This is a genomic window from Marinomonas foliarum, assembly GCF_016906065.1.
Taxonomy (GTDB): Bacteria; Pseudomonadota; Gammaproteobacteria; order Pseudomonadales; family Marinomonadaceae; genus Marinomonas; species Marinomonas foliarum.
The window spans coordinates 1,567,358-1,580,774 of the sequence record NZ_CP070273.1; the positions used below are offsets into that span (position 1 = coordinate 1,567,358).

At 45.7% G+C, this 13,417-nt stretch carries 8 protein-coding genes and 3 rRNA genes; all 11 read right to left on the reverse strand.

The window, feature by feature from the left end:
• Positions 1 to 23 precede the first annotated feature (23 nt).
• The 11 genes from JSY38_RS07290 to JSY38_RS07340 all read right to left on the reverse strand — a co-directional run bounded on the left by JSY38_RS07290 (position 24) and on the right by JSY38_RS07340 (position 13,351).
• Entirely contained in the window at positions 24 to 830 is an 807-nt protein-coding gene (locus JSY38_RS07290; protein ID WP_205116137.1) for an endo alpha-1,4 polygalactosaminidase, read from the reverse strand.
• A gap of 109 nt (positions 831 to 939) precedes the next feature.
• The gene (dapF, locus tag JSY38_RS07295) at positions 940 to 1,788 is read right to left on the reverse strand and encodes a diaminopimelate epimerase (protein ID WP_205116139.1); all 849 of its coding nucleotides are present in this window, start codon (positions 1,786 to 1,788) and stop codon (positions 940 to 942) included.
• Positions 1,789 to 1,805: 17 nt separating this feature from the next.
• Entirely contained in the window at positions 1,806 to 2,441 is a 636-nt protein-coding gene (locus tag JSY38_RS07300; RefSeq protein WP_205116141.1) for a response regulator transcription factor, read from the reverse strand.
• A gap of 23 nt (positions 2,442 to 2,464) precedes the next feature.
• Positions 2,465 to 3,820: a cache domain-containing protein gene (locus JSY38_RS07305; protein ID WP_205116148.1), complete on the reverse strand. Its 1,356-nt coding sequence runs from the start codon at positions 3,818 to 3,820 to the stop codon at positions 2,465 to 2,467.
• Positions 3,821 to 3,941: 121 nt separating this feature from the next.
• Entirely contained in the window at positions 3,942 to 5,231 is a 1,290-nt protein-coding gene (locus JSY38_RS07310) for a TRAP transporter large permease (RefSeq protein ID WP_114411776.1), read from the reverse strand.
• A gap of 33 nt (positions 5,232 to 5,264) precedes the next feature.
• On the reverse strand, positions 5,265 to 5,804 hold the full coding sequence (locus tag JSY38_RS07315; protein WP_205116157.1) for a TRAP transporter small permease subunit: 540 nt from the start codon (positions 5,802 to 5,804) through the stop codon (positions 5,265 to 5,267).
• A gap of 56 nt (positions 5,805 to 5,860) precedes the next feature.
• Positions 5,861 to 6,946, reverse strand: coding sequence for a TRAP transporter substrate-binding protein (locus tag JSY38_RS07320; RefSeq protein WP_205116159.1), 1,086 nt, complete (start codon positions 6,944 to 6,946; stop codon positions 5,861 to 5,863).
• A 177-nt stretch (positions 6,947 to 7,123) separates the two neighbouring features.
• Positions 7,124 to 7,804 (reverse strand): GDSL-type esterase/lipase family protein, encoded by a 681-nt coding sequence (locus tag JSY38_RS07325; RefSeq protein ID WP_205116161.1) that lies wholly within the window; start codon positions 7,802 to 7,804, stop codon positions 7,124 to 7,126.
• 455 nt (positions 7,805 to 8,259) lie between these two features.
• A 5S ribosomal RNA gene (gene rrf / locus JSY38_RS07330) occupies positions 8,260 to 8,374 on the reverse strand.
• Positions 8,375 to 8,603: 229 nt separating this feature from the next.
• Positions 8,604 to 11,493 (reverse strand): 23S ribosomal RNA (locus tag JSY38_RS07335).
• Between the two features lie 318 nt (positions 11,494 to 11,811).
• Positions 11,812 to 13,351 (reverse strand): 16S ribosomal RNA (locus JSY38_RS07340).
• The 16S, 23S and 5S rRNA genes sit together here, the layout of an rRNA operon.
• Positions 13,352 to 13,417 lie beyond the last annotated feature (66 nt).

The window sequence follows — 13,417 nt, forward strand, 5'->3', positions numbered from 1 at the left end:
TCAAGCCGTTTAGGTCAAATAATTTACGGTAAGCAGCTGAAGCGAAACGCGTCATCCAGCGCTTTAGGTAGCACTAAGGTACTGAACTGTAAGCGTTCTGATTGTTTGCATACGCTATTACGCTCTGATTCATCATCCACATAAATGCGACGATACTCCGCATTCAATACGGGTTTACCGGCTTTAATAAAGCTGGAATAAGAACGACATTCAGAATATTCAAAGCATTGCTCTGTGATAGCAAAATCAAAGTCGTTGCTCAGTGCCCGAGCCTGATCAGGATCGTTTTTCAAACCAATTGCCAAGCCTCTACTATGAGCCTCTGTCGCTAAAAAGCGATTATAATCTAACTGATCATTAGCTCGGAAAGAAAACCCAGTATTGGTTCGATAACTGTCTACGTTATCTGGCTCAACCCCATCACACCCTTTTGTGAGAGCTAAATCCAGACGACGAATCATGACCTCACGAACTTCACTAGAACGAATATCTAACCAACGCTCATCGTCCCAACCGCTCAGAGTCTTCCCCAAGTCTTTCATCGCGAACTCTGTAGCATCAGATCGCCAATCTTCGTATGAACCCGCGGAAAAATAACAAATCACTTTTTTACCGGAGGCTTGTAATCGTTGTATCAGTTCATGAGACGAGTCAAATAAATCAATGTCGTATAAATCGACATCGTAGCCTTCATTAACTATGTCATCGAGCTGCCACTGCCACGTCACAGAAACGGGTGGACGATACCAATCATCCGCGGCATAAAGAGGAGAAAAGAGGGTCGAAAGCAGCACACACAACATAGAAAATGGAAACAGTAAAACGCGCATAGTGGACTCCATATGCTTAGAAGGCGAAAACGCCCGCGACAAATCTTGCCGCAAACCACCACTCTACCCTGTTATGGCATGAAAGGCTCTTAAACTAGCGCCTTATACTTTAGTGGAACAGCTGAGACAGACATTCATCGGAAATGCGACCATGGCACACAGATGTCACACTGCCACTCATACTGACACAAAAATCCTCGCTGATTTCAATATCAATCTGACCACCCGGCATCATTACTTTAATAGACACATCGCATAAACCGAGTTTGTATGCCACCGCGGCCGCAGCACAACTGCTACTACCGGACGCTAAAGTGTAGCCTGCTCCACGCTCCCAGATCTCGATCACAATATGATTACGATCAAGCACTTGCATAAACTGCACGTTGGTTCGATTGGGGAAATTCGGGTGGGTTTCAATCAGCGGACCAAACTCTTTTGCCATGGTTTCGGAGGGAGATTCACTCAAAATCACACAATGGGGATTACCAATAGTGACGGCACTGTAGATGTGATTCAAACTCATCACATTGAGGTTTTCTAACAAAACTTCCCGAGGTTCCCCCCACACAGGAATATCTTGGCTAAGAAAAGACACTTTGCCCATTTCCACATCCACCCGAGCGCCGTTTTCCGACACTTTCGCTTTAACCACGCCACCTTTGGTTTCAATGGTAAAAGATTTGTCCGTTACTAAACCTTGATCCCATAACGCGCGACAAAATATCCGTAAACCGTTGCCGCTTTTTTCTGCTTCACTTGCATCAGGGTTAAATATGCGCAAACCAAAGTCCGCTACATTGGAAGGAAAAGGTCCAATCAACACTCCATCCGACGCCACACCGTAATGTTTATGACAGATATTTTTAATGATCAAAGCTGCAGGCTCATCTGGAAACTCATCAGGCGATACCACTAAATACACATTACCTAGCGCATGATACTTACGAAAATCCATCGCCTTACTCCTCAAAACTAATCAATCAACCGCTTGGCTAAAGCGTATTTTATCAAGCCCGCTGAAGTATGAATATCCAGTTTATTTTTAACATTCTGGCGGTGCGTTTCGACGGTTCTGACACTAATATCCAAAGTCTGAGCAATTTCTTTATTGGATAATCCAGCCGCAAGAGCTTTTAATACGGAGGTTTCACGTTTCGTTAACTCTTCATTTTCTTTTGGCGGAGGCGGGGCTGCAGAAAACAGTGAATCTGACGCGCCAGAAATAAAATACGTACCACCTTGGCACACTGTATTAATGGCTTGAACGAGTTCTTCCGATGATACGTCTTTGAGAACATAGCCATTTGCCCCTGATTGGATCAACGATAAAATATACTCTTTGTCGTTGTGCATACTGAGCATTAGAATTTTTACGTTCGGCTGTTCGGCTTTGAATCGTTTGGTCGCTTCCAAGCCATTTAATACTGGCATAGAAACGTCCATGAGAACCAAATCAGGTTGTGTTTCTTGGGCTTTTTCTAAAGCACTCAAGCCATTCGACGCGGTGGCGATGACGTCTATATTGCCTTCTAGTTCCAAGCGCGCTTGCAACCCATCTAGCACCAGCATGTGGTCATCGACTAAGAGAACGCGAATTTTTTTTATCATTATTATAACTCTTCACTTACTGATTAAATATGTTGTTCAAAGGGCAATAGCGCACGCACTGCTGTGCCTTTACCACGTTGTGACTCCAATATGAAATCACCACCAATTAGTTCAATTCGCTCACGCATATTGATTAAACCAATACCTGAAGAGAGCTCTGTCTTTTTAGAGATGCCTTTGCCATCATCCAAGCATTCAAACTCCACATGTCGGTGAGACTGCGAAACGTGTAGCGAAATATTCTTAGCTTGAGCATGCTTTTCAATATTCGTTAGCGACTCCTGAGTAAGGCGATACACCGTAATTTCTATTTCATCAGGCAACTTAGAAACCACGTCGAACCGATATACTACCTGGATTTCTGTTCGCTCCATAAACTGGTCTATCAAGGCTTGTAGGGCTGTATCCAACCCCAAATCATCCAATAAAGTAGGTCGTAAGTTATGCGAAATTTGCCGCACTTCACTGATGGTTTGGTTTATTAAATCACCGGCTTTTTCCAACTCCTGATGAATCACTTCTTTTTCATGACTGCGATTTAGCTTGTTTTCCGCTAACTCAATCCGAAACTTACAACTCACCAATAATTGATTAATGCCATCATGAAGTTCACGAGAAAAACCTCGTCTTTCGCTAACTTGCAAACGCATAAAGCGCTGGGCCAGTTCTTTTAGTCTCGAGTCTGCCAATTTGTGCTCATGGAGATTGATCGCCAACCCCAACAAGATAACCAAAACCACAGTCACCACAACCACTTCAATGAAGGTAAAAAAGCTATGCTGAATATTCTCATTCATCGTCGCTTGGGTTTTCGCCAATTCAGCGTAGATATCATCAAGATACAACCCAGTTCCCATCATCCAGCCCCATCGCTCGATAGCAACCACATAACCCAACTTGTCCTCTTGCTTCATCAGTGGCGGCTTCTCCCAAATGTATCTGTGATAACCTCCTCCTGCTTGAGCGGCTCGGATTAAGCCTTGAATTAGGAAGTTTCCTGAACGATCCTGAAAGTCCCATAGGTTCTTACCAACAAAATCAGGCTGCGTTGGATGGACTAAATTGACCCCAGACATTTCATAGGCGAAAAAGTACCCATCATCTTCATAACTTAATCCCTCCAGAATTTTCTTCACGCGGTCCTGCGCTTCTGCGTCGTCTAATTCGTCATTTTCCAATATAGGGCGAATCGCAGACATGGCGATATTAACGTGGTTTTTTAATGCCTGTTTCTTGGCATTAACCAAGTTAAATTCATAAATAGATAATTCTTGTGAAGCTAAATCACGGGCAGATTGAAAGCCTAGATACGTAATAATGGCAGTCGCTACAATGAGCGGTGCGACAGCAAGAAGAATAATTTTACTTTTTAATCCCACGGACAAAGACCTTTTTTATTATTTTTTAGGCTTTCAATATTTAATGATGGTCAGAAAACGCTATCAACAAAAAAGCGGGTAAAGACCCGCTTCCTTGCTCTATATTTTATCCCGTTATAAATCAGTCCATGCCATATAACTCTGGGAAAACCATAATACTGACCAGAACTAAGACTTGAATCAATATAAATGGCATGACGCCTTTATAAATGTCCGTTGTTCTAATCGAACTTGGAGCCACCCCTTTTAAATAGAATAGACTAAAACCAAACGGCGGGGTTAAGAAAGATGTCTGTAGATTCATCGCAATCAAGATCGCAAACCACACCATATTGATCCCTAACGCTTCGGCAACAGGCGCTAAAATCGGCACAATAATAAAGGCAATCTCAACAAAGTCGATAAAGAACCCCAAGATCAAGATCGCAATCATGGCTAAGATAATAAAGCCCCATTTTTCACCTGGAAGATTCAATAACACTTCTTCTACGATCGCATCGCCACCAGTGTAACTAAACGCCATAGAAAAGGCCGTTGCACCCATTAGAATAGCAAACACCATCGCCGTGACTTTTACCGTTTCTAAGCCACTGTCATAAAGCATTTTCCAACTAAACTGACGATAAATAAGTGCCAATATAATTGCTCCCACGCCGCCTAATGCAGAAGATTCTGTCGGTGTAGCAATGCCGGTAAAGATAGAACCCAATACAATCAATACCAAGGCCAACGGCGGAATAATCGCTTTTAACGCACTACGAATTTGCTGTGCGCGAGTTTCATCATCCAAATCCTGTGGCATCGCTGGCGCAAGCTCAGGTTTTAAGAAAGTAAGAATCAAGATATAAACAATATAACAAGCAATGAGAATCATGCCAGGAAACAAAGCCGCCTGGAAAAGGTCGCCCACAGGAATACCTAAAACATCCCCTAAGATGATCAGAATAATCGATGGTGGAATAATTTGGCCCAAGGTGCCAGACGCACAAATTGTGCCGCAAGCTAACGACTTACTGTAGTTGTACTTCAGCATAACTGGCAAAGAGATTAGACCCATTGCCACGACACTTGCACCAACAACACCAGTCGATGCCGCTAACAGCGCACCCACTAAAATAGTCGAAATAGCCAAACCACCGCGAACGCCACCAAACAGTTTGCCCATGGCCTCTAATAGCTGTTCTGCCAACTTAGTCTTTTGTAAAACGATACCCATGAATACAAATAATGGCACCGCCATCATCACCGTATTTTCCATGTAGCTTTGAATGCGGAACGGCATGAAAGCAAACATATCAAAACCTTCAGCAAATACGCCAAAGATCAAAGCAATGCCGCCAAAGGTAAAGGCAACAGGGAACCCCAGTAAAAGCATTACTAGGGCAACGAAAAACATGATTATTCCAATCATAAATAACCTACAAACTTAAAATGGAGACAAGACTCAATGTTGAATGGGAGGGTGCGAAAAACCTTCTTCGCTAACGCCTCGCAGCACATTAATGCAGCGAATAACCATTCCTAACCCACTGATCGTCATAGAGAAAAAAGCAAAAGGAATAACCGCTTTAATTATCCAACGGTAAGGAAGACCACCCGGATCGCCACTGGTTTCGCCCAAAGTATAAGCTTCATGAGCAAAGCCAACGCCGTAATATCCCACTAACAAAGTAAAAGGAATTAAGAAAAACACGCAGCCAAACAGATCAATCCATGCCTTTCCTCGAATAGACAAATTTTCATAGATCAAATCCACACGAACATGACCGCCGTGCTGAATGCCGTACGGAATACCTAATAAGAAAATCGCAGCATATAAATGCCATTCCAATTCCTGCATTCCAATAGACACATCGTTGAAGACATAACGCATCAAAACATCGTAGAAAACATTGAACAGTAAGACGATAAACAACAGCGTCGAAAGCATACCAAGGAAATTAGAAAAACGAGTGATGCCTCGTTCTAGGGTGGTTAACAACATGACAAACTCCTAGAAAAAGCACGGCGAATACATGCTGTTCGCCGTGCTTAGAGGTTTTATTCTGCTAAACTATCAACACTGTCCAAATAAGCTCGGTCAGAAATGTTGGTCCAAACGCGTACTTTCTTCAGGTACTTAGCTTGAGAGTCCAAGATCTCTTTCGCCAAAGGATCTTCGGCCGCTTTTTCATCAAGTAGCTCTTGGTTAGCCTTTTTCATCGCTACAAGCACTTCTTTCGGGAAGGTTTTCACCTGAACATTCGGGTATTCTGTCTTCATTGTCGCCCAGTTTTCCGCGCTCTCGTGGTAAGACTGAATGTACATGTCGTAAGACGCTAACTTCATTGAAGTACGAAGAATTTCACGAAGATCCTCAGGAAGCTTTTTCCACGTGCGCTCGTTTACTAGGAACTGAAGTTCCGTTGCTGGCTCATGCCAGCCTGTGTAGTAGTAAGGCGCAATTTTGTGGAACCCCATACGTAAATCAAGAGACGGTCCAACCCACTCAAGTGCATCGATAGTACGACGCTCAAGCGCTGTGTAAAGTTCACCAGAAGCGATATTGGTAGGCTTAGCGCCCAGTTTCGCTAGGACTTCACCCGCAAAGCCTGGAATACGCATTTTCAGACCTTGTAGGTCGTCAAGAGAATTGATTTCTTTTTGGAACCAGCCACCCATTTGGTTGCCAGTATTACCACCAGGGAACGACAATAGACCAAACGGTTGATACACTTTCTGCATCAACTCCATGCCACCGCCGTGATAGAACCAGCCGTACTGCTCAGGCGTAATCATGCCAAAAGGCATAGTGGTAAAGTACAGCGTATTTGGCACCTTGCCTTTCCAGTAGTAAGACGCAGAATGCCCCATGTCGTACTGACCAGAACGCACCATATCAAACACACCCAAAGCGGCTTTGTGTTTGTTAGCTGAGTCGATAGTGATTTTTAAACGTCCATTAGACATTTCATCAGCAATGCGCGCCATATTTCGAGGGGCATCACCAAAGATAGGGAAATTAGATGACCAAGTTTCAGCCATCTTCAGTTTATAAACTTTATCCGCCGCGATAGCAGGTAAAGAGAAAGCACTAAGAGCCACTGCAGTTGCAGCAACAAGAGTTGTGAGTTTTAAGGATTTCATTGTTTTTATCATCCTGTGAGTCTTATTTTTTTATAATTTAAGATCGAGCAGGATGAATAATGGCGTGTATAGAAAGTGCAAACAATTCGTACGAATACCGAGTATAACACCGGAAACTACGCACACGACTACGTATTAATACGTAGAAATAAATGAAAAGCAGTCCAAATTAAAGCGCTAACCTTCTGCCAACAATGAAACGATTGTTGGCTCTATTGCCTCAGCAAAAAGTTGATATTGACTAGTATTCGGATGCAAAAAGTCATTCATCACATCACTGGTGATTCGGCCTTTTTCATCCAAAAAAACGTGATTAATATCGCGAAAAAAGACTTTTTCATCGTCAGCGTAAGTTCGAATAATCTGATTCACTTCGTTATTTAGCATACGCAGCTTTTGTGTTGGTTTGGCACTACGAGGAAAAATAGCCAACAGCAACACCTTAGTCTTCGGTAACTTTTCTGCCAATACAGACAGAATCTGCTTAATTCCTAACGCCGTGTCTTCGGCCTTATCCATGCGATGGCCAGCGTTATTGGTTCCAATCAATAAAACCAATAACTTAGGCTGAATATTATCAATTTCCCCATGAGCCAATCGCCATAAAACATTCTCTGTCTTATCGCCATTAAAGCCCAAATTCAGCGCATTCCTTGATTGATAAAAATCCTGCCAAACATCGGCGCCCTCTTTCTCCCAAGCTTGCGTGATGGAATCCCCAAGAAACACCAAATCCACTCGCGCCATGGCATTTTTTTCAGCCAGCTTTTCCTCATGGCGAGGTAACCACCAAACAGTATCCTGCTTCGTAGAAAGGATAGACAAAGGAGAATGTGAATCGACTGAAGTTGACGACATAAAAGGAATAACTTGTTTAATGGGTATCACACAGACTATCTGATTGCAGATAAACTTAACAGATTGAATCCCTTCGCCTGACAAGATTTTTTGTGAATAAAATGGTGCCTTATCCCCAGACTAGATTGAATACATGTTGTCACTCAACGTTAACAAAGCATCACGAAGATCAACAAAGGCCCCGCCATTGGCACATACAAATGGATTAAAGTTTTAATAACTAAACCAAGATAATAGAGAGACATGCTAAATGGCTAAATTGCTGCAAGCGAACACAATACTAAGATAGGATTCCTTGAGACGAAAAAAAGCCCTGACAGCATAGCTATCAGGGCCTTCTTAATATAAAGCTTGACGATGCTTATCCCCTTGCGAGACTAGCATGGGCGATGGTGATTCCCCATAACGAAAAAACCCCACCCTGCTGAGTAGGATGGGGTTTCTCTTAATATAAAGCTTGACGACGACCTACTCTCACATGGGATCTCCCACACTACCATCGGCGATGGCGCTTTTCACTTCTGAGTTCGGGATGGGATCAGGTGGTTCAACGCCTCTATGATCGTCAAGCAATTCGTTTTGCGTATTGTTTTGAGCTATGCGTTGATTGCATTGTCTTTCGACTTGTCTCAAAACACGCGAATACGTGCTTGGATCTTTAACAATTCTGTTTTGAAATAACGTGGATCAAGTATTAAACCGATGCTCATCATTGCTGATGCTTTATCGTATCTGTGTCTTTGTCATTTTGATGAGATTGAGCTTTCACTTTTCTCATCCAAAACCACTTTGGTGTTATATGGTCAAGCCTCACGAGCAATTAGTATTGGTTAGCTCAATGCCTCACAGCACTTACACACCCAACCTATCAACGTCCTAGTCTCGAACGGCTCTTTAGGGGACTTATGTCCCAGTGAGATCTTATCTTAAGGGAGGCTTCCCGCTTAGATGCTTTCAGCGGTTATCCCGTCCGAACATAGCTACCCGGCAATGCCACTGGCGTGACAACCGGAACACCAGAGGTTCGTCCACTCCGGTCCTCTCGTACTAGGAGCAGCTCCTCTCAAATCTCAAACGTCCACGGCAGATAGGGACCGAACTGTCTCACGACGTTCTAAACCCAGCTCGCGTACCACTTTAAATGGCGAACAGCCATACCCTTGGGACCGGCTTCAGCCCCAGGATGTGATGAGCCGACATCGAGGTGCCAAACACCGCCGTCGATGTGAACTCTTGGGCGGTATCAGCCTGTTATCCCCGGAGTACCTTTTATCCGTTGAGCGATGGCCCTTCCATACAGAACCACCGGATCACTAAGACCTACTTTCGTACCTGCTCGACGTGTCTGTCTCGCAGTTAAGCGTGCTTTTGCCTTTACACTCTATGCATGATTTCCGACCATGCTGAGCACACCTTCGTGCTCCTCCGTTACTCTTTGGGAGGAGACCGCCCCAGTCAAACTACCCACCACACAGTGTCCTCGATCCCGATAAGGGACCTGAGTTAGAACCTCAAACATACCAGGGTGGTATTTCAAGAGTGGCTCCATGCAAACTGGCGTCTGCACTTCAAAGCCTCCCACCTATCCTACACAAGTAGGTTCAAAGTTCACTGTGAAGCTATAGTAAAGGTTCACGGGGTCTTTCCGTCTAGCCGCGGATACACAGCATCTTCACTGCGATTTCAATTTCACTGAGTCTCGGGTGGAGACAGTGTGGCCATCGTTACGCCATTCGTGCAGGTCGGAACTTACCCGACAAGGAATTTCGCTACCTTAGGACCGTTATAGTTACGGCCGCCGTTTACTTGGGCTTCGATCAAGAGCTTCGCTTGCGCTAACCCCATCAATTAACCTTCAAGCACCGGGCAGGCGTCACACCCTATACGTCCACTTTCGTGTTTGCAGAGTGCTGTGTTTTTAATAAACAGTCGCAGCCACCTGGTATCTTCGACCGACTAGTGCTTACGGAGCAAGTCCTTCACACCGGCCGGCGTACCTTCTCCCGAAGTTACGGTACCATTTTGCCTAGTTCCTTCACCCGAGTTCTCTCAAGCGCCTTGGTATTCTCTACCTGACCACCTGTGTCGGTTTGGGGTACGGTTCGATCATATCTGAAGCTTAGAAGTTTTTCCTGGAAGCATGGCATCAACCACTTCGCCCAAAAGAGGGCTCGTCGTCAGTTCTCGGTCTTAAAGGGACCCGGATTTGCCTAAGTCCCAAACCTACCGCCTTAAACACAGACAACCATCGCTGTGCTGGCCTAGCCTTCTCCGTCTCTCCATCGCAATATGTACGAGTACAGGAATATTAACCTGTTTCCCATCGACTACGCATTTCTGCCTCGCCTTAGGGGCCGACTCACCCTGCCCTGATTAACATGGGACAGGAAACCTTGGTCTTCCGGCGGGGGAGTTTTTCACTCCCCTTATCGTTACTCATGTCAACATTCGCACTTCTGATACCTCCAGCCTGCCTTACAGCTTGACCTTCAACGGCTTACAGAACGCTCCTCTACCATGCCTAGTAAACTAAGCATCCGTAGCTTCGGTGTACAGTTTGAGCCCCGTTATATCTTCCGCGCAGGCCGACTCGACTAGTGAGCTATTACGCTTTCTTTAAAGGATGGCTGCTTCTAAGCCAACCTCCTAGCTGTCTAAGCCTTCCCACATCGTTTCCCACTTAACTGTAACTTTGGGACCTTAGCTGACGGTCTGGGTTGTTTCCCTTTCCACGACGGACGTTAGCACCCGCCGTGTGTCTCCCGTAATTGCACTCATTGGTATTCGGAGTTTGCATGGGGTTGGTAAGTCGGGATGACCCCCTAGCCCAAACAGTGCTCTACCCCCAATGGTGAGATACGAGGCGCTACCTAAATAGCTTTCGAGGAGAACCAGCTATCTCCGAGCTTGATTAGCCTTTCACTCCTATCCACAAGTCATCCCCAGCCTTTTCAACGGATGTGGGTTCGGTCCTCCAGTTGATGTTACTCAACCTTCAACCTGCTCATGGATAGATCGCCCGGTTTCGGGTCTATTCCCAGCAACTAAACGCCCTATTAAGACTCGGTTTCCCTACGGCTCCACTATGTGCTTAACCTTGCTACTGAAAATAAGTCGTTGACCCATTATACAAAAGGTACGCAGTCACGGAACAAGTCCGCTCCCACTGCTTGTACGTACACGGTTTCAGGATCTATTTCACTCCCCTCACAGGGGTTCTTTTCGCCTTTCCCTCACGGTACTGGTTCACTATCGGTCAGTCAGGAGTATTTAGCCTTGGAGGATGGTCCCCCCATATTCAGACAGGATAACACGTGTCCCGTCCTACTCGTTTTCATGATTAAGGTGTTTTCGTATACGGGGCTATCACCCTCTATCGCGGCACTTTCCAGAGCCTTCTACTAACACCAAAACCACTTAAGGGCTAATCCCCTTTCGCTCGCCGCTACTTAGGGAATCTCGGTTGATTTCTTTTCCTCCGGGTACTTAGATGTTTCAGTTCCCCGGGTTCGCCTCCACACAGCTATGTATTCACTGTGGGATACTCTACAAGTAGAGTGGGTTTCCCCATTCGGACATGTTCGGATCAAAGTCTGTTTATCGACTCCCCGAACCTTTTCGCAGATTACCACGTCCTTCATCGCCTCTGACTGCCAAGGCATCCACCGTGCACGCTTGGTCACTTGACCATATAACCCAAAATAGTTTTTTACGATTCCAAAAGGAAAAGTAGAAACATAAATCAGACCACATACCAAAGAGCTTTTGTGTCTCTTTGGATTTACGATAATAGAAGTCACTAGGTTAAAGTGAACTTCCACCGGTTTAACGCTTGATTCATCGTTATTTCAAAATTCGAATTGTTAAAGAGCAAGTTTAGTGCAAAGCACTAAGTCAGATGCTTGATGGATAAACCATTCAAACCTCTTGCTTAGAACTCTGTGCTAATGCTTTTAAGATAGGTATCAGATAATTTGTGTGAACGCTCACCAGAGGTTTCTATCGTTTAAGGAGGTGATCCAGCCCCAGGTTCCCCTAGGGCTACCTTGTTACGACTTCACCCCAGTCATTGACCACTCCGTGGTAACCGCCATCCCCGAAGGGTTAAGCTAGCTACTTCTGGAGCAATCAACTCCCATGGTGTGACGGGCGGTGTGTACAAGGCCCGGGAACGTATTCACCGTGACATTCTGATTCACGATTACTAGCGATTCCGACTTCATGGAGTCGAGTTGCAGACTCCAATCCGGACTACGACGTACTTTCTGGGATTCGCTTACTATCGCTAGTTCGCAGCCCTCTGTATACGCCATTGTAGCACGTGTGTAGCCCTACTCGTAAGGGCCATGATGACTTGACGTCGTCCCCACCTTCCTCCGGTTTGTCACCGGCAGTCTCCTTAAAGTTCCCACCCGAAGTGCTGGCAAATAAGGATAAGGGTTGCGCTCGTTACGGGACTTAACCCAACATTTCACAACACGAGCTGACGACAGCCATGCAGCACCTGTCTCAGTGTTCCCGAAGGCACCAAAGCATCTCTGCTAAGTTCACTGGATGTCAAGAGTAGGTAAGGTTCTTCGCGTTGCTTCGAATTAAACCACATGCTCCACCGCTTGTGCGGGCCCCCGTCAATTCATTTGAGTTTTAACCTTGCGGCCGTACTCCCCAGGCGGTCTACTTATTGCGTTAGCTGCGCCACTAAGTCATTACAACCCAACGGCTAGTAGACATCGTTTACGGCGTGGACTACCAGGGTATCTAATCCTGTTTGCTCCCCACGCTTTCGCACCTCAGTGTCAGTATCAGTCCAGGGTGTCGCCTTCGCCACTGATGTTCCTTCCTATATCTACGCATTTCACCGCTACACAGGAAATTCCACACCCCTCTACCGTACTCTAGCCTGCCAGTATCGGGTGCCATTCCAAGGTTGAGCCCTGGGATTTCACATCCGACTTAACAAACCACCTACGCGCGCTTTACGCCCAGTAATTCCGATTAACGCTTGCACCCTCTGTATTACCGCGGCTGCTGGCACAGAGTTAGCCGGTGCTTCTTCTGGGGCTAACGTCAAAATAACTAGGTATTAACTAGCTACCCTTCCTCACCCCTGAAAGTGCTTTACAACCCTAAGGCCTTCTTCACACACGCGGCATGGCTGGATCAGGCTTTCGCCCATTGTCCAATATTCCCCACTGCTGCCTCCCGTAGGAGTCTGGGCCGTGTCTCAGTCCCAGTGTGACTGGTCATCCTCTCAGACCAGTTAAAGATCGTCGCCTTGGTAGGCCTTTACCCTACCAACTAGCTAATCTTACGCAGGCTCATCTAATAGCGGAAGGCTCCGAAGAGTCCCCTCCTTTCCCCCTTAGGGCGTATGCGGTATTAGCATGCGTTTCCACATGTTGTCCCCCTCTACTAGGCAGATTCCTACGCGTTACTCACCCGTCCGCCGCTCGTCAGCAGGAGCAAGCTCCCCTGTTACCGCTCGACTTGCATGTGTTAAGCCTGCCGCCAGCGTTCAATCTGAGCCATGATCAAACTCTTCAGTTAAAAAGTTTGCTTACTCAAAATCTATTACACTAACAATAACTTAATCGACTCATCATCCCTAAGAAC

Excerpts from the sequence above, each read along its gene's own strand:
- JSY38_RS07290 (WP_205116137.1), bottom strand. The coding sequence starts at position 830 with ATGCGCGTTTTACTGTTTCCATTTTCTATGTTGTGTGTGCTGCTTTCG.
- dapF (WP_205116139.1), bottom strand. The coding sequence starts at position 1,788 with ATGGATTTTCGTAAGTATCATGCGCTAGGTAATGTGTATTTAGTGGTA.
- JSY38_RS07300 (WP_205116141.1), bottom strand. The coding sequence starts at position 2,441 with ATGATAAAAAAAATTCGCGTTCTCTTAGTCGATGACCACATGCTGGTG.
- JSY38_RS07310 (WP_114411776.1), bottom strand. The coding sequence starts at position 5,231 with ATGATTGGAATAATCATGTTTTTCGTTGCCCTAGTAATGCTTTTACTG.
- JSY38_RS07315 (WP_205116157.1), bottom strand. The coding sequence starts at position 5,804 with ATGTTGTTAACCACCCTAGAACGAGGCATCACTCGTTTTTCTAATTTC.
- JSY38_RS07320 (WP_205116159.1), bottom strand. The coding sequence starts at position 6,946 with ATGAAATCCTTAAAACTCACAACTCTTGTTGCTGCAACTGCAGTGGCT.
- JSY38_RS07325 (WP_205116161.1), bottom strand. The coding sequence starts at position 7,804 with ATGTCGTCAACTTCAGTCGATTCACATTCTCCTTTGTCTATCCTTTCT.